General features: G+C 72.4%; 20 protein-coding genes. 12 read left to right on the top strand and 8 right to left on the bottom strand.

Annotated features, from left to right (window positions below):
* Window positions 1–34 precede the first annotated feature (34 nt).
* Entirely contained in the window at window positions 35–877 is an 843-nt protein-coding gene (locus ACFVTR_RS05675; RefSeq protein WP_387035510.1) for a DeoR/GlpR family DNA-binding transcription regulator, read from the top strand.
* Entirely contained in the window at window positions 874–1806 is a 933-nt protein-coding gene (locus tag ACFVTR_RS05670; RefSeq protein WP_387035509.1) for an aldose 1-epimerase family protein, read from the top strand. Before ACFVTR_RS05675 ends, ACFVTR_RS05670 begins: the two co-directional genes overlap by 4 nt.
* A 64-nt stretch (window positions 1807–1870) precedes the next feature.
* Here the strand turns inward: ACFVTR_RS05670 and ACFVTR_RS05665 are convergent, their stop codons facing one another.
* Entirely contained in the window at window positions 1871–3046 is a 1176-nt protein-coding gene (locus tag ACFVTR_RS05665) for a MarP family serine protease (RefSeq protein WP_387035507.1), read from the bottom strand.
* Between the two features lie 181 nt (window positions 3047–3227).
* Here ACFVTR_RS05665 and ACFVTR_RS05660 point away from each other — a divergent pair, with 181 nt between their 5' ends.
* A complete protein-coding gene (locus tag ACFVTR_RS05660) occupies window positions 3228–4277 on the top strand; it encodes an LLM class F420-dependent oxidoreductase (RefSeq protein WP_387035505.1) in 1050 nt (349 codons plus the stop codon).
* A gap of 155 nt (window positions 4278–4432) precedes the next feature.
* Entirely contained in the window at window positions 4433–4615 is a 183-nt protein-coding gene (locus ACFVTR_RS05655) for a YegP family protein (RefSeq protein ID WP_387035503.1), read from the top strand.
* Between the two features lie 67 nt (window positions 4616–4682).
* On the opposite strand, the gene ACFVTR_RS05650 is transcribed toward ACFVTR_RS05655, so the two are convergent.
* A complete protein-coding gene (locus ACFVTR_RS05650; RefSeq protein ID WP_387035501.1) occupies window positions 4683–5858 on the bottom strand; it encodes a hypothetical protein in 1176 nt (391 codons plus the stop codon).
* 168 nt (window positions 5859–6026) lie between these two features.
* Between ACFVTR_RS05650 and ACFVTR_RS05645 the strand changes: the two genes are divergently transcribed.
* From ACFVTR_RS05645 to ACFVTR_RS05635, 3 genes are all read left to right on the top strand, one after another.
* Window positions 6027–7301, top strand: coding sequence for a sensor histidine kinase (locus ACFVTR_RS05645; protein ID WP_387035499.1), 1275 nt, complete (start codon window positions 6027–6029; stop codon window positions 7299–7301).
* Entirely contained in the window at window positions 7298–7960 is a 663-nt protein-coding gene (locus ACFVTR_RS05640) for a response regulator (RefSeq protein ID WP_387035498.1), read from the top strand. The genes ACFVTR_RS05645 and ACFVTR_RS05640 overlap by 4 nt, the downstream gene beginning before the upstream one ends.
* 610 nt (window positions 7961–8570) lie before the next feature.
* Window positions 8571–8876, top strand: a complete 306-nt coding sequence (locus tag ACFVTR_RS05635; protein WP_387035495.1) for a hypothetical protein — start codon at window positions 8571–8573, stop codon at window positions 8874–8876.
* A 78-nt stretch (window positions 8877–8954) separates the two neighbouring features.
* Here ACFVTR_RS05635 and ACFVTR_RS05630 read toward each other — a convergent pair whose 3' ends face one another.
* A complete protein-coding gene (locus ACFVTR_RS05630; protein ID WP_387035493.1) occupies window positions 8955–10079 on the bottom strand; it encodes a ScyD/ScyE family protein in 1125 nt (374 codons plus the stop codon).
* 116 nt (window positions 10080–10195) lie between these two features.
* Here ACFVTR_RS05630 and ACFVTR_RS05625 point away from each other — a divergent pair, with 116 nt between their 5' ends.
* Window positions 10196–10834 carry a DNA-directed RNA polymerase subunit beta gene (locus ACFVTR_RS05625; RefSeq protein WP_387035491.1) on the top strand — a complete coding sequence of 213 codons (639 nt, stop codon included), beginning with the start codon at window positions 10196–10198 and terminating at the stop codon, window positions 10832–10834.
* Between the two features lie 187 nt (window positions 10835–11021).
* Here ACFVTR_RS05625 and ACFVTR_RS05620 read toward each other — a convergent pair whose 3' ends face one another.
* Window positions 11022–11993 carry a transglutaminase-like domain-containing protein gene (locus ACFVTR_RS05620; protein ID WP_387035489.1) on the bottom strand — a complete coding sequence of 324 codons (972 nt, stop codon included), beginning with the start codon at window positions 11991–11993 and terminating at the stop codon, window positions 11022–11024.
* Window positions 11994–12026: 33 nt separating this feature from the next.
* Window positions 12027–12872 carry a MerR family transcriptional regulator gene (locus ACFVTR_RS05615; protein WP_387035487.1) on the bottom strand — a complete coding sequence of 282 codons (846 nt, stop codon included), beginning with the start codon at window positions 12870–12872 and terminating at the stop codon, window positions 12027–12029.
* A gap of 63 nt (window positions 12873–12935) precedes the next feature.
* Between ACFVTR_RS05615 and ACFVTR_RS05610 the strand changes: the two genes are divergently transcribed.
* The 4 genes from ACFVTR_RS05610 to ACFVTR_RS05595 all read left to right on the top strand — a co-directional run bounded on the left by ACFVTR_RS05610 (window position 12936) and on the right by ACFVTR_RS05595 (window position 21181).
* A complete protein-coding gene (locus tag ACFVTR_RS05610; protein ID WP_387035485.1) occupies window positions 12936–13823 on the top strand; it encodes an aminotransferase class IV in 888 nt (295 codons plus the stop codon).
* A 112-nt stretch (window positions 13824–13935) separates the two neighbouring features.
* A complete protein-coding gene (locus tag ACFVTR_RS05605) occupies window positions 13936–16416 on the top strand; it encodes a LuxR C-terminal-related transcriptional regulator (RefSeq protein ID WP_387035484.1) in 2481 nt (826 codons plus the stop codon).
* Window positions 16417–16541: 125 nt separating this feature from the next.
* A complete protein-coding gene (locus tag ACFVTR_RS05600; protein WP_387035482.1) occupies window positions 16542–19109 on the top strand; it encodes a glycosyl hydrolase family 18 protein in 2568 nt (855 codons plus the stop codon).
* Between the two features lie 230 nt (window positions 19110–19339).
* On the top strand, window positions 19340–21181 hold the full coding sequence (locus tag ACFVTR_RS05595) for a glycosyl hydrolase family 18 protein (protein WP_387035480.1): 1842 nt from the start codon (window positions 19340–19342) through the stop codon (window positions 21179–21181).
* A 94-nt stretch (window positions 21182–21275) separates the two neighbouring features.
* On the opposite strand, the gene pstB is transcribed toward ACFVTR_RS05595, so the two are convergent.
* The 3 genes from pstB to pstC are packed head-to-tail and all read right to left on the bottom strand — an operon-like array spanning window position 21276 to window position 24121.
* Window positions 21276–22055 carry a phosphate ABC transporter ATP-binding protein PstB gene (gene pstB, locus ACFVTR_RS05590; RefSeq protein WP_387035478.1) on the bottom strand — a complete coding sequence of 260 codons (780 nt, stop codon included), beginning with the start codon at window positions 22053–22055 and terminating at the stop codon, window positions 21276–21278.
* A 30-nt stretch (window positions 22056–22085) separates the two neighbouring features.
* A complete protein-coding gene (gene pstA / locus ACFVTR_RS05585; protein ID WP_376944460.1) occupies window positions 22086–23183 on the bottom strand; it encodes a phosphate ABC transporter permease PstA in 1098 nt (365 codons plus the stop codon).
* Window positions 23183–24121: a phosphate ABC transporter permease subunit PstC gene (gene pstC / locus ACFVTR_RS05580; RefSeq protein ID WP_376944462.1), complete on the bottom strand. Its 939-nt coding sequence runs from the start codon at window positions 24119–24121 to the stop codon at window positions 23183–23185. Before pstC ends, pstA begins: the two co-directional genes overlap by 1 nt.
* Window positions 24122–24127 lie beyond the last annotated feature (6 nt).

The raw sequence follows: 24127 nt of genomic DNA, 5'->3' as shown, positions 1-24127 counted from the left end.
TGCAAAGTCCGGCCCGGGCCCGGATGATCGAACCATGGACGACGACCCGCAGCTCGACGCGCCCCGCCGCCGCGAGCTCGCCCTCGCGCTCGTCGCCGAGCGCGGATTCGTGCGCGTCGCAGAGCTCAGCCGCGCCTTCGGCGTGACGACGGTCACCGCCCGCGCCGACCTCGACGCGCTCGAACGCCAGGGCGGCATCCGTCGCGTGCACGGCGGGGCCGTACCCGTCGGCGCGGTCGTCGGCGATGCGCGCCCCGAGCGCGAGCCGAGCTTCGAGGAGGCGCTCGAGGCATCCGTCGAACCGAAGCGGCGCATCGGCGAACACGTCGCCGGCCTCGTGCGCAGCGGTCAGAGCCTCATCCTCGACGTCGGCACCACCACGTTGCAGGTCGCGCGGGCGCTGCGGCGGCGCACCGACCTCGAGGACCTCGTCGTCTTCACGAACGGGCTCTCGATCGCGCTCGAGCTCGAGGCCGAGATCCCTCGCTTCCAGGTCGTCGTGACCGGCGGCACCCTGCGCCCGCGCCAGCACTCGCTCGTCGACCCGCTCGCCGGTTCGCTGCTGCAGCACGTGCACGTCGACCTCGCCGTCATCGGCTGCAACGGCGTCGACCCCGTGCACGGCGTCACCAACGCGAACCTCCCCGAGGCCGAGGTGAAGGCGCTCATGCTGCAGCGGGCGGCGCGCGCCGTCGTCGTGGCCGACGGCTCGAAGCTCGGCGAGGTCCACCTCGGCCGGGTCGGCCCGGTCGATGCGTTCGACGCCCTCGTCACGGATGCCTCGGCCCCCTCCGCGCTCGTCGCCGAACTGGAGGACGCCGGACTCGCGGTGGTCACCGCTCACGGCCCCGGCGCAGCCCATAGAGTTGAGGCATGACCCAACCCACGGGCGAGCAGTTCGAGCTCGAGACGACGACGTCGAGCGGCCAGATCCGGGCCACCGTCACCGCGGTCGCCGCAGGGCTCCGCACACTCAGCATCAACGGCATCGACCTGGTGCCGCCGTACGGCGAAGACCAGTCGCCGCCCATGGCCGCGGGCATCGTGCTCGTGCCGTGGCCGAACCGCATCCGCGACGGCCGCTGGAGCCATGACGGCGTCGACCACCAGCTCGCCATCACCGAGCCGGCGCGTTCGAACGCGATCCACGGACTGCTCCGCCACACCGAGTACCAGCCGATCGAGCGCGACCGCGACTCGGTCACGCTCGCCGCGCGCATCTACCCGCAGTCCGGCTACCCCTACCTCCTCGGCACGGCCGTGCACTACGAACTCGTCGCCGACGGGCTGCGTGTCACCCACTTCGTCGAGAACCTCGGCGGCGAGGCCGCGCCCGTCGCGATCGGCACCCACCCGTACCTCAAGATCGGCGGCGTGCCGACCTCCGAGCTGACGCTGCGCCTCGACGCCGCGAGCCACATCGAGGTCGACGAGCGCCTGCTTCCGACGGGCGAGGTGCCGGTCGAGGGCACCGAGTGGGACTTCCGCGAGGGCCGCCGCGTCGGCGACCTGCGTCTCGACGACGCGTTCGGCGAGCTCGCGAGCGACGACGGGCAGGTGCTGCACTCGCTCACCGCGCCCGACGGCCGCAGCGTCTCGGTGTGGGCCGACGACGAGTTCGGCTACGTGCAGGTGTTCACCTCGCACGAGTTCCCCGGCGAGCACGGCGAGATCGCGATCGCGATCGAACCGATGACGGCGCCGGCCGAGGCGTTCAACTCGGGCCGCGGTCTGCGCTGGCTCGACCCCGGCGAGGAGTGGCAGCTCAGCTGGGGCATCCGCTTCGAGGGATTCAGCGCCGACTGACACCCGGTCGGCCGAGGAGGCGCGAAGCGCCGTCTCGAGACCACCGGGTCGATCCTGCACCCGCTCAGGTCGCGCACGACCCCGAGTCGACCGCATCGGCGAGCGACGGAGCCTGCTCGGCGAGCGGCGCGAGCGTCGAGACCGGGATGGCGAAGCCGACGGTCGCGGCCGACTCGGACCGTGCGAAGACGACGCCGGCGACCTCGCCGTCCTCCGTCAGCACCGGCCCGCCCGAGTTGCCGTGGTCGATGTCCGCCGAGAGCGTCAGCACGTCGCGGGTCGAGGTGCGCCCGCCCTCCTGCAGCGTGAGGGGGCCGCTCGCGGCCACCCGGCCGGGGCGGAGTTCGAACGGACCGCCGAACGGGTACCCGGCGACGGCCACCTCGTCGCCGAGGGCGGGTGCGTCGAGTGCGAGCGGCGCTGCGGCGAGGCCCTCGACCGCGATCACGGCCAGGTCGTGCTCGGCGTCGTAGGCGACGACGCGCCCCGAGACGGCGGGCAGCCCGGGCGCCTCGACGATGGGCTCGTCGACGCCGGCGACGACGTGCGCGTTCGTGACGATCCGGTCGTCGGCGACGACGAATCCGCTGCCCGAGAGGTTCGCGCCGCACTCGAACGCCGTGCCCGTGATGCGCACCACCGAGCGGGATGCCTCGGCGAGGGCCGGGCCGTCGATCGTGCCGATGGGAGGAGGCTCGGTCGGCAGCGGCGTGTCGAGCACTTCGACGAGCCAGGGCAGCGCGCCGCCGAGTGCGGCGGTGCGGAGCTCGGCCATCACCGATTTCGCGGGCGCCGGAGTCACCTGGTCGAGTGCGCGCAGCACGGTCGAGCCGGCGACGGCGGGGGAGAGCACGGGCACGCCGAGCGCCGAGACGCCCGAGGCGACGAGCGCGACCACGAACGCGGTGACGAGGAGGTTGCCGATCGCCCCGAGCACCCGGTCGAGCACGCCGAGTTTCACCGCCCGCGCGCCGCGGCGGAGCGCCCGGCCGACGACCGCACCGAGCCAGGCCCCTGCGGAGAGCAGCACGAGCGCGGTGACGAGCGCCACCGGTGCCCGCCACTCGGCGACGGGAACGAGCCCGGCCACCCAGGGCATGACGAAGTAGGCGGCGATGCCGCCCGCGATGAGCCCCACGAGTCCCGCGGCGGTGCGCAGGAGCCCGGCGCGCGCGCCGTGCACGACGGCCCCGATGAACACGAGCACGAGGAGGAGGTCGAGCAGCAGGCTCCAGAGCATCGCGCCTCCAGGGGTTCGTCGTCGTCCGATCCAGCCTGAGACATCCACCTCGGAGACTGCTGCAAGCGGCGTGCGGTTCGTCGATGACGCACAAACGCGGGCGGTCTGCCGCCGACCGTCCCGTAGGGTCTGAGATGCCCGAGCGCACCCGCCGGGCAGCCCCGACGAAGAGGAGTCACGGATGCGCGTCGGCATGTTCCTGAACTACGCGGGCGGCTTCCGCGAGGCCGCCGACGAGGTCGCCGAGCTCGAGGCCGCGGGCGTCGACCTCGTCGCCGTGCCCGAGGCGTACTCGTTCGACGCCGTCAGCCAGCTCGGCTTCCTCGCGGCCCGTACCGAGCGGATGACGCTCATGAGCGGCATCCTGCAGCTCTACACGCGCACCCCCACGCTCACGGCGATGACGGCCGCGGGCCTCGACTACGTCTCGGGCGGAAGATTCGAACTCGGCATCGGCGCATCGGGACCGCAGGTCATCGAGGGCTTCCACGGCGTGCGCTACGACGCCCCGCTCGGCCGGGCCCGCGAGATCATCGACATCTGCCGCACGACCTGGCGGCGCGAGCCCGTCGTCCACCAGGGCCGCAACTACACCATCCCGCTGCCCGCCGACCAGGGCACGGGCCTCGGCAAGCCGCTGAAGCTCATCAACCACCCGGTGCGCGAGCGCATCCCGATCACCGTCGCCTCCCTGGGCCAGAAGTCGGTCGAGCAGACCGCCGAGATCGCCGACGGCTGGCTGCCGATGTTCTACCACCCCGAGCGGGCCGACGGCGTCTGGGGCGCCGCGCTCGCCGCGGGCACCGCGAAGCGGGCACCCGAGCTCGCCCCGCTCGACGTCTTCGCGAGCCCTGCGCTCGCGATCACCGAGCAGCCCGAGCTCATCGCCGCGGCGGTCGCCGCCGTGAAGCCCCAGCTGGGCCTCTACATCGGCGGCATGGGCGCCCGCGGCAAGAACTTCTACAACGACCTGATCGCGAGCTACGGCTTCGAGGCCGAGGCCGCGAACATCCAGGACCTCTACCTCGACGGCCGCAAGGCCGAGGCCGTCGCCGCCGTGCCCGACGAGCTCGTGCGGGCGATCTCGCTCATCGGTCCGGCCGGGCACGTCGCCGAGCGGGTCGCCGCGTTCGCGGAGTCGGGCGTCACCACCCTCGCGGTCACCCCCCTCGGGCGCGACTCGGCCGAGCGCGTCGCCCTCATGGCCGGGCTCCGCGCGATCGTGGGCTGAGCGGGTGCCCGCGGCGGGCGCCCCGTCGAGCGGATGCCCCGGCCACGAGCGTCCCCGAAGTGGGGCGAGCGGACTCTGGTGCTGAGGCGGCCTCGCGGATAGCGTTGGAGCTGCACGCGAGGTTGCGTGCAGGGGAACCAATGGGAGGGGCCGCCATGGCGGGAACGTTCGAGCTCTACACGGATGCGAGCGGCGAGTACCGCTTCCGTCTGAAGGCCTCCAACGGGCAGGTGATCGCCGCCTCGCAGGGCTACACGACGAAGGCTGCCGCGAAGATCGGGATCGACTCGGTGCGCACGCACGCCGCCGACGCCGACCTCGTCGACCAGACCGAGTGATCCTCGAGCGACCGCCGGGCGGTGCCCATGGCACCACCGGGAGCGGTCGCGCGCCATCGACGTCGGCTCAGCCGGCCGCGGCAGCCGCTTCGATCGCGCGGCCTTCGCCGCGCCGCTCGGCCGCATAGGCCCACACCGCGAGTGCGAGCATCGGCCCCCAGAACCACAGGGGCAGCACGAGGTCGAAGACGATGACCTCGATGAGCGAGTCGGCGCCGAGCGACAGCACGAAGACCGGCACGGCCGAGATCGTGATGATCGTCGCCGCAGCGAGTCCGGGCACGACCGCGAGCCGAGCGGGCACGGGGCGACCGCCGAGCCGCGGCATCCAGCGCGGGAACACGCGGCCCCACCGCATGATGAGCCCGAGCGTGAGCACGCACGCCGCGGCCGCTCCCGACCCCAGCATGAGGCCGGTCGCGAGCACAGCCGGTGAGAGCTCGCCCGTGGCGGGGGCGAACAGCGGCCACGGCGTGAGCCAGCTCGCCCGCACGACCGCATACGGCAGCGGCCCGAGTGCCGCGAGCACGGTGACGGTGCGGCGGTGGCGAACGAGCCACGACTCGAAGGCGCGCACCTCGCGGGTGGTGCGTCCGGCGACGACCGCCACGACGGTCCACGCGAGGACCGCGGTGACCGAGGCGGCCGAGACCAGGATGGGAAGCGCGTTGCCGACGAGCCCCGAGCCGAACTTCATGAGGAAGGTCGTGACGCCGTCCCACGTCAGTCCGGCCCACGACACTGCGACCCCGATGAGGGCGAGGAGCAGCAGGAGGAGCGGCACGCCGAGCCTCGGCGCCCGCACGATGAGCACCGCGGTGGTGAGCATCCCGGCGACGACCGCGGAGAAGCCGAACAGGTAGCCCGCGAAGGTGATGGTGCCGGCGTCGCCGAGTACGACGATGACGGTCGCGGCGAGTACTGCCGCGGCACCGGCGACGAGTGGCGCCCGCCTGCCGAGTGCACCCCGCGAGAGGGCGCCGCAGGCGAGGAGGAGGCCGACGGCCCCCGTCGCGACCACGACCGCGGCGAACTGCGTCGGCTCCAGCAGGGCGTTCGCGAGGCTTCGCGAGCCCGGCGCCGTGTACGGATTCGAATCGGGCAGGAGCCACCAGGCGAGACCGAAGGCCGCGATCGCGACGGAGGCGACGAGTGCGAGCACGGCGAAGGGGCGGAGCAGCCGGGTCTCGGCCTCCGATCGGGCGGCGGCGACCGATCCGGTCGCCGGTCTGGTGGATGTCATCGTGCACTCCTCTGCGTCGATCCGGGAGCCCCTGCGTAGAGGCTTCGTTCCCGGTGTCCCCGCCGACGGTCGGCGGGACTCGTCGCCAGCGTGCCGTCACGAGCCGGTCGCGCGCCTCACCCGATCGGGTGAGATGCCGAGCCTCGGCTCGCCGGTAGCGTGGGGCCGGTGAAGGATGCCACGACCGCGCGCCGGGGGCCGAGTCGCGCCGACTGGGCGTGGGCGGCGGTGGCCGCGGCGGCGCTCCTGCCGATCACTGTCGCCGAGGTACTGCGGGTGGCGGGGCCCGCGGGCGCCGTGGGCGCCGTCTGGGCGGGCGTCGTGCTCGCGCTGTTCGCGCTGCTGCACCTGTTCGTCGCGCTGCGGCGACGGTGGCCGCGGGCGGCGATCGCGGTGGCATCCGCGCTCATGCTGGTGCTCGCCGTCCTGAGCCTGCCCGGCATGCCCGGGCTCGCCGTGCTGCAGGCCAGTTCGCTCGTCTACCTCGCGTTCGTCTACGCTGCCGGGGCGAGCGACGACCGCGTTGCAGGGGTGGCCGGGCTCGCCCTCGGAGTCGTGGGCGCCGGGATCATCACGGGGATCGTGTTCCTGTCGGACCGGCCGGACGACGAGGCGATGGGCGCGAGCACGGGCGCGGTGCTCGCGCTCGCCGGCTCGCTCGCGGGCGGGATCGGTGCAGCCTGGGCGCTCGGACGCTACCGTCGCGAGACCCTGCGCAAGCGTGCGGCGCAGGAGCTCGCGCTCGCACAGGCCGCCGAGCTGCGACTGCAGGGCGAGCTGAGCGCGGTCGCCGAGGAGCGGCGCCGGATCGCCCGGGAGCTGCACGACGTCATCGCGCACTCGCTCGCGGTGATGGTCGCGCAGGCGGAGGCGTCGCGGTTGCTCGTCGGACGTGACGACGAACGGGCGCGCGGCGCGATCGAGCACGTCGTCTCGACCGGACGTGCCGCGATGGGCGACATGCGGGGGCTGCTCGGGGCGCTCGCCGTCTCGTCGCCCGGTGAGGCGGCGACGGGCCTCGAACCGAGCCCGAGTCTCGAGGGCCTGCCGGAGCTCGTCGAACGCTCGCAGTCGCCCGGGCGCACCGCGGACGCGGTCGTGGTCGGCGAGCCCGCGGAGGTGCGACCGGGCGTGGGGCTCGCGGCGTACCGCGTGGTCCAGGAGTCGCTGACGAACACGATCAGGCATGCCCCACCGCCGACGCACTCGCGGGTGCGGATCGAGTGGGACGCCGCCGCCCTCACGGTGACCGTCGACGACGACGGGCGCGACGTCGCCGCGGCGCGGGAGTCCGCCCCCGGGCGAGGCCTGCGGGGCATGCGCGATCGCGTCGAGCAGGTCGGCGGCGGCTTCGAGGCCGGGCCCCGAACGGATGCCCCGGGGTGGCGCGTCGTCGCGCGGTTGCCCGTCGGCAGCGAGGTCGCGGACGGGGGATCCCGGTGACGGGCGGCCCGAGCATCCGTGTCGCGCTCGCCGACGATCAGGAGCTCATGCGATCAGCGCTCGAGATCATGCTCGAGGCTCCGCCCGACCTCGAGCTCGTCGTGCAGGCCGCCGACGGCGCCGAGCTGCTCGAACGACTGCGGGCGCATCGCGCCGACGTGGTCGTGATGGACGTGCGGATGCCCCGCCTCGACGGCATCGAGACGACGCGCCGCGTGCGGGCGGAGCATCCCGCCACCCGGGTCCTCGTGCTCACCACCTTCGACCTCGACGAGGTCGTGTTCGCCGCCATCCGGGCGGGGGCCAGCGGGTTCCTGACGAAGGACGCCTCCGCCGAGGAACTGGCTGCGGCGATCCGTGCCGTCCACGCGGGCGACGCGACCCTCGCGCCGCGCGCGACCGCGAGCCTCGTCGACTTCGTGGCGAAGGCGCCGGCCGCTCCCGACCCCGAGGCGCTGCTCGCCCCGCTCACGGTGCGCGAGCGCGACGTGCTGGCCGAACTGGTCGTCGGTGCGTCCAACGACGAGATTGCCGAGCGCCTCTACCTCACCGGCAACACCGTGAAGACGCACGTCAAGGCGATCCTCGCGAAGCTCGAGCTGCCCGACCGGGTGCACGTCGTCATCTGGGCGTACGAGCACGGGCTCGTGTCGCGATGAGGGTGCGGACGGTGTTCGCGGATGCATGCGATGCCGGGCGTCCGGAGCGCCGCTGATATGGTGGTGCGTGCCCCCATAGCTCAGTTGGTTAGAGCAACGGACTTCAACAGAAAATAGGAGCGTCGGCGCAGAAATGCGTCGAATGAACGCCGCTGTATGCTGGAACACCCTGAGAGCCCGAGGTACTCGCCCACTGGGCAGTGACAATCCGAGGGATTGGGCAATCAGCAGGTAACCGAAAGGGAACCTCAGAGACTATACGCGGCGCACCTGACCGGCTCGGCCGAAGGTGGTGAGATAGTCCAGACCTGCAAGCCGTGCGAGCGGTGGCTGGGGAGACTCAGTGCAGGTAGTTAATCCGTGGGTCGAGAGTTCGAGCCTCTCTGGGGGCACCGTTCGCGGTGCGATTCGTGGCCGCTGGTGTGTCGGTGGTCGCGGGCTGAATCGCGGCATGAAGCGATGCGTGATGTGCCGGCAAGAGCTGTCTGTCTCGTCGTTCAACCGTCGCAGCGCCTCACCTGACGGGCTGCAGAACGTCTGCCGGGAGTGCAATCGGGGGCGGGCACGCCGGTACTACCAGGAGAACCGCGACTCCCATGTCCGTGTCGTCATGGCGCGACGGGCGGAGGCCAGGCTCCTCGCGCTCGACGCCGTCGGCGACTACCTCAGCGCGCATCCCTGCCTCGACTGCGGCGAGGCCGACCTGCGGGTGCTCGACTTCGACCATCGCGCGGATTGCGACAAGTCCGCCGAGGTGATGCGACTCGCGCAGAACGGCTACTCGGTGCGCAAGGTCATGAGCGAGATCGCGAAGTGCGACGTGCGCTGCCGCAACTGCCACGCGAAGGTCACCTACGAACGCTCCGGCGAGAACTGGCGTACGGCATTCATGCGGCGGGCCACCGCGGGGGAGTGAGGCGGGCGGGCACGGCGAAGCGGCCGGCCACCGGGTTCACCCGGCGTCCGGCCGCTCGCCACCTCGGAGGGTCGTCGTTCAGCCCCGACGGCTGTTCGCGGTTCCCTTGAGCGGCACAACGGTCAGCTTGCCGCCCTCCTCCGAGAGCGCTTCGGTCGTGATGTAGAGCTGTTCGGCTCGCACTGACACCGCGGCGGGCATCGCGACGTCGATCACGCCGGTCGCCTGGTTCGCACCCGGGGCGACGATCGCGACCTGTCCCGCGCCCTCGGGCCCGCCGAACAGTTCGCTGACGTAGATCGTGCCGTTCGGTGCGACGGCGAGGTTGGTGGCCCCGTTGAATCCGCTCGCCACGGGAACGATCTCGCCGGTCTCGGGGTTCACCTTCACGACGGTGCCGCGCGGTCCGAAGGCGGGGCTCTCTTCGCCGCCGGGAAGGCTCGTCACGTAGAGCCAGCCGTCGGGGCCGAGCTCGACATCGGTCGGCACCGGCTCGGTGCGGTAGCCGTGGCCGGCGACGCAGGCGGGCCAGCCGTACTGGCTGCCGAAGCCCGGCGGCACGATGATCGGTGCGCTCGGCGGCAGCACCGCCACCGTCGAGACGTCGCCGTCCTCGACCGCGAGGATGGCGTTGGCGCCCGCATCGGCGATGTAGACGGTGTCGTCGACCACGGTCGCCCCGTACGCGTGCGTGTCGACGATGCCGGTGTAGTGCGGCTCGCCGAGCGGCGGGAACGGCGGGAATCCGGTGAACTGCGCCTCGCACTCGGGCGTCAGGTCGGAGAAGCCGTAGGTGTTGACGGCATCGGGGTTCTCGCTCGCCTCGTACCCCGCGAGGTCGGCGACGAGCGTCGAGGTGCCGTTCTTCAGCGCGTAGAGGCCGGCGACGACGTGATCGTGGCCGCCCCGCATGTAGTAGACCGTCGATCCGGCGATCGCCGGGGCCGAGATCTCCTCGCCGGGTGCGGCGACGAGCGTCGAGGTGCCGCCCTTCTTGTCGACGCCCGAGAGCAGGCCGGCGAAGTTGCCCGAGACGATGGCGCGGCCGTCGGTTGCGACGGCGAGCCCGAGCGGGGAGGGCAGCCCGCTCGCGCGGGTCTCCGGAGCGCCGGGGGCCGGCGCGGCGGCCGCCGGTGCGGCGATGGCAGCGGTCGCGGCGAGCACGGCCGCCGCAGAGAGGGTGAGGATGCTTCGAGTACGCATGGTTCGCAGGGTATTCCCGATGCCGTCGACCCGGGGCCCCCAGTGCGGGCGGCCCCAGTGCGGGGGATCACCCGGTGCGGGGGACAGCGGTCGCGGGCGCGGGTATCCTGTTCCGAATGGCCGCCGACTTCCACCGCCCCACCCGCTTCCCGCCCGCACTGTTCGACGGCTTCATCGGCGGCGACGATCCGGCGCGGCTGAACCGGGCGGCGCACGACACGGCGGCCGCGCTCCTCGCGCGGGTGCGCGCGAACCCCGATCCTGAGATCGTCGGGCGGCTGATCGCGTACACCGACCTCCACGGCATCGACGCGATCGCCGAGCTCTGGTCGGGCTCGTCGGCGAAGAGCCTCCCGGGCGCCCTCTGGCGCATCTACCTGCTGCGCACGCTCATCGGCCAGGACGCCGAGGCCTTGAGCCTCGCGTACCGGCGGGGCTCCGAGGTCTCGCACACGATCGACCAGGTCGTCGCGGGCGCGGCGTCGCCCACCGGCCCCGACGAGGTGCGCGAGCTCGCCGACCGGGTGCTGCACGGCGTCTTCACCGGTGACTTCGCGGTCGCGCTCGAGCGCGCGGCCGCGTTCGCACGGGTGAGCGCGGCCGGGTTCACGAGCCTCGCCGACGATGCGGATGCCACGGACGCCGCCCACCCCGAACGCTCGGGAGCCCTCACCCGGCGGGCGCTGCGACTGACCGAGCTCGCCGACGAGCTCGGCGCCTGCGCCCGGCTCTGGCGGCGCGACGCCCTCGACTGAGCGGTTCGCTGCGCCGGGCGGACTCCGACGCCGCCGCCGGGAATGAACCCGCCTCCGACGTCGTTTAGACTGACTGAGGCCGGCCGCAGTAACCCCGGGCTCCAAAATTCGCCGCTCCGAGCGGCCTCGCGCCGAGAGGCGTTTCTGCGGCCGGCCTTGTCATGTCCCCGCCGGCTCGAACGGCACCTCAGCCCTCGGTGCGCCATTCGGTGGTGCGGCATTCGAGGTCGGTCCGGCCGATGCGCCCGGTGGGCGACCACGTCTCGACGTATCGTTCGGGGCGCACTCGAGGGTCGGACGACCAGAGCTCGTCGAGCCGGGCCTCCGCGCCTTCGTCGCCGGCATCGGCCGCGACCGTGAGTTCGGCGAGGAGGTCGGCGAGCTCGAGCTGGGCGGCCGAGAGTTCGTCGCCGGGCGCGGCCATCGCTCCCCAGCCGTCCCACAGCAGCACCTCGCAGCGCTGCCGGTGGGCGAGGTCAGCGATCAGGTACCCGTGCACGAACGCGGGACCCGCGTACGGCGTGTCGGGCCCGACGCCGTGGTCGGCGAGGTCGGTGAGTCCCGCCCGGTACGCCTGCCAGGCCTCGGCGGCGGTGCGGAAGCCGGCCGCGTCGCCGCGCGGGAGGTCGTCGACCGCGAACGGGTACTCGGCGGGGTCGAGTTCGGGGTCGAAGCGCACCCAACGTCCGGTGGGGTCGTCCCACCGCTCGCCGACGACGTGATCGTGGTGATAGCCGGGTGCGAAGTACCCGGCGAACCCGAGGCGGGTGCGAGCCGGAACGCCGTGCTCGCGCAGGATCGCGACGGCGAGCACGGAGTGGTCGCGGCAGCAGCCGCCGAGGCGAGCCTCCGGCGCACGGGGCGCGTCGAGCGGCCCGGGCTGCCGTTCGACGAGGGCGTCGAGCTGCGAGGCGACCCACCGGCGGTCGATGTCGTCGAACTGCTCGGCCCCGACCCCTCCCGGGGTCGCGCGGTAGTGGTCGACGAGGAGCTCGACGGTGCGGTGAAGTGCGTCGAACCCGGCGCCGACGCCGCGCAGCAGCTCGGCGTGGGCCCCGGGATCGGTGACGGCGGAGTGGGCGCGGTAGCGCGCGGAGCGAGCGGCCGCGGCGTTGGAGGAGATGCCGGCCGGTGCGGCCTCGGCGAGGTGATCGGTCATGGTTCGAGCTTCCAGTCCGCCCCGGGGGCAGAGTCAAGCACGAGGTGCTGATCGGGGGTTCACGGGGGTCGCGATCGTGGCGACGACGTCGCCCGGCACGGTCGACCAGGGCCGCTCGTAGAGCTCGCGCGGCGGGCCGAGCGGGCCTCCGTGCCGCTCGGCGGCACGGGCGATCGCGTCGTAGAACCGCAGCAGGGCCGGGTAGACGAGTTCGTCGGCGGCGACGTCGACCGCGACGTACGTGGTCGCCGGCTCTGCGCGCAGCACGATGTCGCCGACGGGATCGCACGTCCCGGTGTACGGCACCGCGCTCTCGACGCGGCCGGGCAGCGCGAAGCCGACGGGCTCGTGGAGGATCAGCTGGTGCGTCGCGAGCGGGCGCGCGTCGTGGGCGGCGAGGTGGTGACGCAGCGCGATGACGTCGCCGATCGTCGTCGGCACGAGCTCGGCCTGCTCCACGACGCGCGTGATCGACGCCGTCTTCTGCGCCTCGCGGCGGACCACGCGCACGCGGGCGGCGACGGCAGCGGATGCGGCGTCGTCGACGAGCTCCAGCCCCGAGGCATCCGCGACGACGTCGACGACCTGGCTGCGCCGGGCGAACGCGCTCCGCTCGGCCGACCACCAGGCGGCGAGCTCGGCGCGGAGCCGCTCGGGCGGAGCGTCGATGAGCTCGCGCACCCGGTCGAGCGGCAGCCCGACCCGGCGCAGGGCCTGGATGGAACGGGCGCGGGCGAGCTCGGCCTCGCCGAAGCGACGGTACCCGGTGCGCGCATCGACCTCGGCGGGCACGAGCAGGCCGTTCGCCTCGTAGAGTCGCAGCGCCTTGAGCGACAGGCCGGAGGCGCGGCTCATCTCGCCGGTCCCGAGCATCCGCATGCCCGTACGGTAGCGCATCGGCCGGGGGCATCCCGTTGCCCTGCGGCTGAATAGCATTGGTGCATGGCCTCGACCGTGACCCTCCTCATCGCCCCGCTGCCCGCCGACGCGTCCGCCGACGGCGTCGATGCGACCTTCCACGAGGTGGATGCCTCTGAGCCGGCGCTGCGCGTCGGCGAGCTGTCGACGCAGCGCGGCGACGGCATCTTCGAGACCCTCGCCGTCGTCGACGGCCACGCCCAGGAGGCGCAGGCCCACCTCGTGCGGCTGCGCAACTCGGCGGCGATCTGCGAACTGCCGGAACCGAACCTCGAGCAGTGGCACGCGGCGATCCGGCGCGCGACCGCCGCGCTGCCGGCCACCGGCGTGTTCGCGCTGAAGCTCGTGCTGAGCCGCGGCGTCGAGCACGGCCCGGCGCCGACGGCGTGGCTGCACGCCTCGCCCGCGGCCGACTTCTCCGTGCCGCGCGAGCAGGGCATCCGGGTCGTGACGCTCGATCGCGGGATCGCCCACGACGCCGCGGCGCGGGCGCCCTGGCTGCTGCTCGGCGCGAAGACACTGAGCTACGCGCCCAACATGGCGGCCCTCCGGGAGGCGAAGCGCCGCGGCGCCGACGACACGATCTACGTCTCCTCGGACGGATTCGTCATGGAGGGGCCGACCTCGAGCGTCATCCTCCGCATCGGCGGCGTCTACTCGACGCCCGCGCCGAGCGGGGCGATCCTCCACGGCACGACCCAGCAGAGCCTGTTCGAGCACCTGGAGCAGGCGGGGGAGCGCACCGAGTACCGCGACATCCCGGTGGCCGAGCTCGCGCTCGCCGAGGCCGCCTGGCTCGTCTCGAGCGTGCGGCTCGCCGCGGGCGTGACGGCGCTCGACGGGGCTCCCGTCGCCCTCGACGAGGTGACCACCCGGCGCTTCAACGACTACCTCCTGAGCCCGCGCGACTGAGCGCAGTCCGCCCCCGAAGGGGGAGTTGCGCGGCCGGCGGCCGGCACTCGCGCCGACTTTGTAAATGTTGCTAACATAACCCCACGCGACCGGAGTAGTGAGCGGAGGGGCAATGGCGTCCACACCGGAACGGCCCCGCCAAGCCCCGCGTCATCGCTCGTCGACCGAGGTCTTCGAAGACACGCGCGCGGTAGTCGAGCTGCTCGCGCGGCATCGTCTCGTCGTCGCCCCGCACGTCGCCGCACGGCTGGGTCTCGCGCTCAGCGGCGACGCCGACGCCATCATCGAGGTGACCGGGCGACTTCGCGTCGCGCAGCGGCTCGGCCACGCCGTGCTGCCCGACCCCCTGCCGCTCGTGCCCGCCATCGAACGGGCGGTCGGCGCCGACGCACTGCGGCTGGCGGAATGGGAGCGCCTGCTGCTCGTCACCGCCGCGGTCTGCGTCGACGACCGGGTCGACGTGCTGCTCGCCGCCTCGGGCCGGCCGATGTCCGCGCTCGTCGAGGGCGGGGTGAGCCGTCATCTCCTGCTTGTCGCCGGCCACTTCGCCTTCGCCGACCCGCGGGTGCGGGTCTGGGCGCACGCCGTCGCCAGCCTCGCCGAGCGCACGGCGGCGCACGCGGCGCTCGCCCGGGCCTATGCCGAGCTCGGCGTCGACGCGCGGGCCACCTGGCATCGATCGCTCTCCACGCTCGAGGGCTCCGAGGCGTTCGTCGCCCCGCTCCTCGAGATCGCCGAGGCCGCCGATGCGGCCGGCGAGTCCGAGTGGGCGCACGCCGTCGCCCGCGAGGCGGCGAGCCACGCCTCGGGCCGCGCCGAGATCGATGCGTGGCGCACCGCCGGGCGCGCTGCCCTGCACGGCGGTCACGTCGACGACGCCAGGTGCTGGTTCGGCGGGGTGCTCGAGCACGGCGGCGAGGACGAGCGCGCCGCGGTGCTCGCCGACTATCTCATCGCGCGCTCAGCGCTCGAGGGCGACGTGCCGCTCGGCGAGCTCGACGATCGGATCGCCGCGGCGGTCGACGACGGGGCGAGCTGTTCGGATGCCGCGACCGGGCCCGCGCGACGGTGGTCCGATCTCGCCCGCGCCTCGGCGACCGCGGCCGGGCTGCTGGCGGAGCGCGGTGCTCCGGCCGCCGCCGCGCGCCGCCTCGCCGAAGCCGGGCGGCTGACCACCCGGTACGGGCTCGACGACGGGCCGCTCCGTGCGGCGCTCGCGTGGTGTGCGATGTTCGGGGTCGGGAACGCGTGCGACGGCGCCGCGCCGACGACCGTTACGTCGGGCACCGCCGCGACGGCCGGCGCGGGCGCGATCGCGCGCGCGATCGAGCAGGGCCTCGCGGGCGATCCCGAGCGTGCCGCCCGCTGGCTCGGCGCACTCCGCGACACGTCGAGCGATCCGCGCGTCGCGCGCGACGAACGGGCGCCGATCATGCGGGCCGCGCGCGCGGTCGCCGCCGCCCTGCTGGTGCTCTGGTCGGGCGAGGTCGGCCGGGCCGGTCAGCTGCTCGCCCGTGCCGCGACCGACCTGCCGATCGCACTGCCGTTCGGCGGGCTCGGGGCGACGCTCGCGCGACGGATCGATGTCATCACGAACGGCGAGATCGGTGCGTTCGCCCGCGCGGTCGAGGCGTCGCAGCCTCCCTCGACGGTCTCGATCCGGGCCGAGGAGCTCGTCGACCGCGCCGTGGCCGCACATCTGCGCGGCGCCCGTGCCGAGGCGGCGACGCTCGTCGCCCTCGCGGGCGAACGCGAGCAGGCGGCCGGGTGCGGCCTGCACGTGCCGGGGCTCGACACCGCCGACGGCTGGGAGGTGCACGCTCGAGCGACGTCGGCGGACGCCGGGTCGGCGGCCGAGTCGGGCGTGCGGCGCCCGCCCGACTCGCGGCTCGCGAGCGAGCTCCGCCGTCGCATGCGCAGCACCGACCGGCATCGCTTCGAGGGCGACTACCGCGCAGCGCTTGAGGCCAGCCGGGGTATCGGCTCGCACTACGAGCGCGCTCGCACCGAACTCATGCTCGCGCGGGCCTGCGGCGAGGCGGGCGCTCCCGAGCGTGCGCAACGCCACCTGCTGGCCGCCGAGCACCTGTTCGGCGAGTCTGGCGCGACGGCCTGGCTCGCCGTCGTCGACGCCGAGCGGCGTCTGCTCGCGGCGGGGCCCGACTCACCGGTCGCGCCTGCAGGTGAGCCGGCTGCGGTCACCGTGAACGGCGGCGGAGCGTCGGGCCGCACGGCGCCCTCGCCCGTCGGGGCGCCACTCGCGGGTGCCGGTGTCCCAGCACCGGCGCCTGCGCCCGCATCCGAGGCGACGGCCCCGGCCCCGATCGCCCCCGAGCCGGCCGATCCCGACGACCCGCTCGTGGCGTGCCGCGCCGTGTGGGCCGAGGTGCTGACCGAGCGCGAGCTCGAGGTCGCGATGCTGGTCGTCGACGGGGCATCCAATCGCGACGCCGCGGCGCGGCTCTACGTCTCGGTCCGCACCGTCGAGGTGCATCTCGGTCGCGTCTTCACGAAGCTCGACGTGCATTCGCGGGTCGAGCTCGCGGTGCTCGCCTACCGCATGCGCGGACTGTCTCCGTCGCGCACCGCGTAGGCCGTCGGCCGAGGCGCGTACGTAGTCCCGCGTATGCGGGGATGTGCGGATTCGGCGGCGCCGTCCCGTCGGTAGCGTCGGGCTGCCCGTGGACCGCGGGCGGACCACAGGCAGACAGGAACGAGATGCGAACACTGAAGTTCGGGCGCGGCTCGAAGGCCGCCGTCGCCGCCGGGGGGATCGGACTGCTCATCGCAGCCCTCCTCCCCGCAGCGGTCGCGAGCGCCGCCGAGGCATGCGCCCCGGCGTGGAGCTCGACCGCCGTCTACACGGGCGGCGCGACCGCCTCGCACGGCGGCGTCAACTACACCGCGAAGTGGTGGACCCAGAACAACGAGCCGGGCACCGGCGAGTGGGGCCCCTGGGCGGCGGGCGCGGCCTGCGGCACGGGAACCCCCGAGCCGACTCCGACGCCGACCCCCACGCCCACTCCGACCCCCACTCCGACGCCGACCCCGACGCCCACCCCCGAGCCCGGCACGCCGTGGACGTCGAACCCCGACGAGAAGTGCCGGCCCGACGGCCTCTACCAGACCCCCGGCGTCGACGTGCCCTACTGCACCATCTACGACGAGCAGGGCCGCGAGAAGCTGCCGAACGGCCTCGAGCACCGCGTCATCGGCTACTTCACGAACTGGCGCACGGGGCAGAACGGCCAGCCGCGCTACCTCGCGAGCGACATCCCGTGGACGCAGCTCAGCCACATCAACTACGCATTCGCCCACATCGACGGGCAGGGCAAGGTCTCGGTCAACCAGGACGTCGCGGGCAACGCCTCGACGAAGATGACCTGGCCGGGCGTCGCGGGCGCCGAGATGGACCCGACGCTGCCGTACCAGGGGCACTTCAACCTGCTCTCGAAGTACAAGCAGCAGAATCCGGGCGTGAAGGCGCTCGTCTCGGTCGGCGGCTGGGCCGAGACCGGCGGTCACTTCGACGCGAACGGCGACCGGGTCGCCGACGGCGGCTTCTACACGCTCACCGACTCGCAGGCCAAGATCGACGCCTTCGCCGACAGCGCGGTGCAGTTCATCCGCACCTACGGCTTCGACGGCGTCGACATCGACTACGAGTACGCCAACTCCAACGGCAAGGCCGGCAGCCCCGACGACTTCGCCTACTCCGAGCCTCGGCGTGCGAAGCTCTGGGCCGGCTACGAGTCGCTCATGAAGACCCTGCGCGAGAAGCTCGACCGCGCCGGCACGGCCGACGGCACGCACTACCTGCTCACGGTCGCCGCCCCCGCCTCGGGCTGGCTGCTGCGCGGCGCGGAGGTCTACCAGGTGACCCCGTACCTCGACTACGTCAACATCATGAGCTACGACCTGCACGGCTCGTGGAACGACTACGTCGGCGGCAACGGCCCGCTCTTCGACGACGGCAAGGACCCCGAGCTCGCCGCCGGCGGCGTCTACGGCGCCTACGCCAACATCGGCTACCTCAACACCGACTGGGCATACCACTACTTCCGCGGCGCGATGCCGCCCGGTCGCATCAACGTCGGCCTGCCGTTCTACACCCGCGGCTGGGACGGCGTGCAGGGCGGCACCGACGGGCTCTACGGCAAGGCGCCGCTCGCCGACCAGACGAAGTGCCCGCCCGGCACCGGGCCGACGATCGGCGGCACCTCGAAGTGCGGCAACGGCGCGGTCGGCATCAACAACCTCTGGCACGACCTCGACAAGACCGGGGCCGAGGTCGGCGCCGGCGCGAACCCGATCTGGCACGTGCTGAACCTGCAGAAGGGCGTCGTGGGCGACTACACCGCCTCCTACGGGGCGCCGACGTCGATCAACGGCACGTACACGCACCACTTCGACCAGACGACGAAGACCGAGTGGTGGTGGAACGCCACCACGAAGACCTTCCTCTCGGGCGACGCCGACCAGGCGATCACGGCGAAGGCCGAGTACATCTCCGACAACGGCATCGGCGGCGCCATGATCTGGGAGCTCGCGGGCGACTACGGGTACAACACGCAGAAGGGCCAGTACGAGATGGGGTCGACGCTCGTGTCGATCCTGCACGACCGGCTCTCGGCGTCGCAGCCGTACGACGCGGCGAAGGCGAACGGCTCGATGCCGACGAAGGCGATCGACCTGCAGGTGTCGTTCGGAGACTTCGCGCTCGGCGACAACAACTACCCGATCAACCCGAAGACGACCTTCACGAACCGGTCGAAGACCGCGATCCCCGCGGGGTCGACGATCACTTTCGACACGGCGACGAGCGACACGGGCGCGATGGGCGAGCAGAACGGCTGGGGCATCACGAAGGTGTCGAGCGACCACACCGGATCGAACGTGGGCGGCCTGAAGGGCGACTTCCACACCTACGCGATCACGGTGCCCTCGGGCGGCATCCCCGCCGGCGGCAGCGTCTTCACGAAGCTCTCGTGGCGACTGCCCATGACGGAGATCTCGAACCTGCGGGTGAAGATCGGCACCGAGACCTTCGCGACGCTCGACGATCTGCCGCGCGGCGTCACGGTCGTCGAGCCGTCGGCCGGGTCGGGTGGCGGCACCGGCGGCGGTGGCACGGGCACGTGCGACGCGGCGGCCTGGAGCGCCACGGCGATCTACACCGGGGGCCAGCAGGTCTCCTACAACGGATCCGAGTACACGGCGAAGTGGTGGACGCAGGGCAACACCCCCGGCACGAACGACGTCTGGGGTCAGCCGGCCGCCTGCTGAGTCGGGTGCGGCATCGAGGCATCCAGCGGTCGAGGCGGATGCCGCGGGCGGGGGTTCCGGCGACGGGACCCCCGCCCGTCCGCATGCAGTACGTAGGTAGTCCTACGTACGCCCGGCACCCGGGGACCGGATCATGTGGATCGTGCGGACGCCCGCCGGCGGCCGCCCTTCGTAGCGTGAGCGTGTCCAAGGGCGCACGCCCGTTCAGTTCCCCTTCACCGAAGGACGCCATGAAGAATCAGAGAACTCCCGGGCGCGGATTGCGCCGGGCGCTCGCCGCCCTCGCGACCGGCGCGATGGTCGCCGGCCTCGCCGCCGTCGGCGCCGCGCCGGCCGTCGCGGCCGAGCAGTCGCCGAGCGCCGTCAACGGCTACCGCAACGTCGGCTACTTCGCCCAGTGGGGCGTCTACGGCCGCGACTTCAAAGCCAAGCAGCTGCAGACCTCCGGTGCTGCGGCCGACCTCACCCACATCAACTACGCGTTCGGCAACATCCACTACCAGGACCTGACGTGCTTCATCGCGAACAAGGCGCAGGGCACAGGGCCGAACGGCTCCGACGGCGCTGGCGACGCGTGGGCCGACTTCGGCATGGGCTACACCGCCGCCAACTCGGTCGCAGGCACAGCCGACACCTGGGACCAGCCGCTCGCCGGCTCGTTCAACCAGATGAAGCAGCTGAAGGCGAAGAACCCGAACCTCAAGGTCATGATCTCGCTCGGCGGGTGGACCTGGTCGAAGAACTTCTCGAAGGCCGCCGCGACGGACGCCTCGCGCAAGAAGTTCGTGAAGAGCTGCGTCGACCTCTACCTGCGCGGCAACCTGCCCGTCGTCGACGGGCGTGGCGGCACCGGTGCCGCGGCCGGCGTGTTCGACGGCATCGACATCGACTGGGAGTGGCCGGGCTCGCCGAACGGCGAGGTCGGCAACCACGTCGACGAGGTGAACGACAAGGCGAACTTCACGCTGCTCCTCAAGGAGTTCCGCACGCAGATGGACGCCCTGAGCGCGGAGAACGGCCACCCGTACCAGCTCTCGGCGTTCCTTCCGGCGAACCCCGCCGACATCGCGGCGGGCGGCTGGAACAACCCCGAGAACTTCCGCTACCTCGACTACGGCAACGTGCAGGGCTACGACCTGCACGGCGCGTGGGACCCGACGCTCACCGGTCACCAGGCGAACCTCTTCGACGACCCCGCCGACACCCGGCCCGCGGCGAAGAAGTTCAGCGTCGACAAGGCCGTGAAGGAGTACCTGAAGACCGGGATCTCACCGAAGCAGCTCGGCATCGGGCTCGCCGCCTACGGACGCGGTTGGCAGGGCGCGACCTCGGCGAATGCCTGGGGCCCCGCGACGGCCGCAGCCCCCGGCACGTGGGAGAAGGGCAACGAGGACTACGACAAGCTGAAGACCCTCGGCACCGACCACTACGACCCCGCCATCGGCGCCGCCTGGCGCTACGACGGCAACCAGTGGTGGAGCTACGACAACGCGCAGTCGACGACCCGCAAGGGGCAGTACATCGCGGACCTCGGCCTCGGCGGCGGCATGTGGTGGGAGCTCGACGGCGACCGCAACGGCCAGCTGATCGGCACCCTCGCCGACAAGCTCCGCGCCTCGGCGACGGGCCCGGCGACCGACCCCACCGGGCCGACCGATCCGACGGATCCCACCGACCCGACGGACCCGACCGATCCCACCGACCCGACCGGCTGCACCGCGGCCGCGTGGAGCGCGACCGCGATCTACACGGGCGGACAGAAGGTCTCGTACGGCGGCAAGGAGTACTCGGCGAAGTGGTGGACGCAGGGCAACACCCCCGGCACCAACGACGTCTGGGGCCTCGTCGGCCCGTGCACGACGGATCCGACCGACCCGACCGACCCCACCGACCCGACGGATCCCACCGACCCGACCGGCTGCAGCGCCGCCGCGTGGAGCGCGACGGCCGCGTACTCGGGCGGAGCGACCGTGAGCCACTCGGGCAACGAGTACAAGGCCAAGTGGTGGACGCAGGGCAACACCCCGGGCGCCGAGCAGTGGGGCCCCTGGGAGCTGGTGAAGGCCTGCTGACCCGCCTCTGAGAACACGGATGCCCCGGAGCGAACCTCGCTCCGGGGCATCCGTCATGCGCGCGCCGCGCCGTGCGCGTCGCGCACGCGGCCGATCAACCGAAGCGGCCCGAGACGTAGTCCTCGGTCGCCTGCACCGAGGGGTTCGAGAAGATCGTCGTCGTGTCGGCGTACTCGATGAGCTTGCCCGGCTTGCCGGTGCCCGCGATGTTGAAGAAGGCGGTCCGGTCGCTGACGCGCGACGCCTGCTGCATGTTGTGCGTCACGATCACGATCGTGTACTGCTGCTTGAGCTCCTCGATGAGGTCCTCGATCGCGAGCGTCGAGATCGGGTCGAGCGCCGAGCACGGCTCGTCCATGAGGATGACCTCGGGGGAGACCGCGATCGCGCGCGCGATGCAGAGACGCTGCTGCTGGCCGCCCGAGAGACCCGAACCGGGGCGGTCGAGGCGGTCCTTCACCTCGTTCCAGAGGTTCGCACCCCGCAGCGACCCCTCGACGAGCTCGTCGGCGTCGGACTTCGAGATGCGCTTGTTGTTGAGCTTGACGCCCGCCAGCACGTTCTCCTTGATCGACATCGTCGGGAACGGGTTCGGCCGCTGGAACACCATGCCGACCTGACGGCGCACGAGCACCGGGTCGACCGCGGGGTCGTAGAGGTTGTTGCCGTCGATGAGCACCTCGCCCTCGACGCGCGCGCCGGGGATGACCTCGTGCATGCGGTTCAGGGTGCGGAGGAAAGTCGACTTGCCGCAGCCCGACGGACCGATGAACGCGGTGACGCTGCGGGGTTCGATCTCGAGGGTGACGCCCTCCACAGCGAGGAACTTGCTGTAGTAGACGTTGAGGTCGCGGACTTCGATGCGCTTGGACACGGGTTTCCTTTTTGCTTTCGGTCGACGGGCTCAGCGGCCGAGCTTCGGCGCGAACAGACGGGCGATGAGCCTCGCGATGAGGTTCAGCGCCATGACGATGAGGATGAGGGTGAGGGCGGCGGCCCAGGCACGGTCGAGGAACGCCTCGGCCGGGTTGCCCTGGTTCGCGTACTGCGTGTAGACGAACACCGGCAGCGACTGCATGCGCCCCTCGAAGAGGTTGTAGTTCATGCTCGCGGTGAAGCCCGCGGCGATGAGGAGCGGGGCCGTCTCGCCGATGACGCGGGCGATCGAGAGCATGATGCCGGTCGTGATGCCCGCGATCGAGGTGGGCAGCACGACCTTCACGATCGTCAGCCACTTCGGCACGCCGAGGGCGTAGGCCGCCTCGCGGAGCTCGTTCGGCACGAGCCGCAGCATCTCCTCGCTCGAGCGGACCACGACCGGGATCATGAGGAGCGAGAGCGCGACGGCGCCGGCGATGCCGGTGCGGGTGCCGGGGCCCCAGAAGATCGCGAAGAGCGAATAGGCGAACAGGCCCGCGACGATCGACGGGATGCCGGTCATGACGTCGACGAGGAAGGTCACCCCGCGGGCGAGCTTGCCGCGGCCGTACTCGACGAGGTAGATCGAGGTCATCAGGCCGATCGGGATCGAGATGACCGCCGCGGCGCCCGTCATGAGCAGCGTGCCGACGATCGCGTGCAGCGCGCCGCCGCCCTCGCCGGTGACGTTGCGCATCGACATCGAGAAGAAGTCGGCGTCGAAGCGGGCGAGGCCGAAGGTCACGACGGTGATCGACAGTGACACGAGGGGGATCATCGCGAGGAGGAACGCACCCGTCACGAGCGCCGTCACGAGGCGGTCGGTCGCCCGGCGTGCGCCCTCGACGAGGCGCGAGAAGAGCCAGATCGCGGGGATGTAGAGCAGGGCGCCCACGACGAGCGCGCCGCCCCAGTCGAAGCCCGAACCGGAGCCGATCGCGACGACGCCGAAGACGGCGGCCGCGACCGCGACCGCGGTGCCGAGGATCACCCAGGGGGCGGAGGAGGGGAGGCGGCCCGCGGTGAGCGAGTTCGCGATCGGGGTGCCCGTCTCGGGCGCGGGGGTCATGGTCTGCAGGGTCATCAGTTCGCTCCCGAGAATTCCTTGCGGCGACTGATGATCCAGCGCGCGAAGGCGTTGACCGCGAAGGTCACGACGAAGAGGATGAGGCCGGTCGCGATGAGCACGTTCACGTTGAGGGCGTAGGCCTCGGGGAAGCTCAGCGCGATGTTCGCGGCGATGGTGGTCGGGTTGACCGAGGTCAGCAGGTCGAACGTCACGACGTGCGCGGCCGAGAGCACCATCGCGACGGCCATGGTCTCGCCGAGTGCTCGGCCGAGGCCGAGCACCGAGGCCGAGATGATGCCCGAGCGGCCGAACGGCAGCACCGCGACGCGGATCATCTCCCAGCGGGTCGCGCCGAGCGCGAGCGCGGCCTCCTCGTGGAGGACGGGGGTCTGCAGGAACACCTCGCGGCAGATGGCGGTCATGATCGGGAGGACCATGACGGCGAGGACGAGCGCGGCGGTGAGGATGGTGCGGCCGGTGGCCGAGACGGTGCCGCTGAACAGCGGGATCCACCCGAGGTTCTCGTTGAGCCAGGTGTAGGCCGGCACGACGGCCGGGGCGAGCACGCCGATGCCCCAGAGGCCGAACACGACCGAGGGGACGGCGGCGAGGAGGTCGACGATGTAGCCGAGGACCGAGGCGAGCCGCCGCGGCGCGTAGTGCGAGATGAAGAGGGCGATGCCGATCGAGATCGGCAAGGCGATGAGGAGGGCGAGCGCCGCAGCCCAGACGGTGCCGAAGACGAGGGGCCCGACGTACTCCCAGAAGTTCGTCTCGAGGATCGACGCGTCTTCCTTCGTGGCGGAGAGTGCGGGGATGCTCTGGACGATCAGGAAGAGGGCGACGGCGGCGAGCGTCACGAGGATCATCGAGCCGGCGAAGACCGCCGAACGGGAGAAGACGAGGTCGCCGACGCGGAGCTTCGCCTTGATCGGGGCTGGTGCGGAGGTCATCTGGTG

Origin of the sequence: Agromyces sp. NPDC058126, from assembly GCF_042884595.1 — a bacterium.
GTDB lineage: Bacteria > Actinomycetota > Actinomycetes > Actinomycetales > Microbacteriaceae > Agromyces.
The sequence above is the reverse complement of the archived record's forward strand: the minus strand, read 5'-3'. Positions and strand labels throughout refer to the sequence as shown.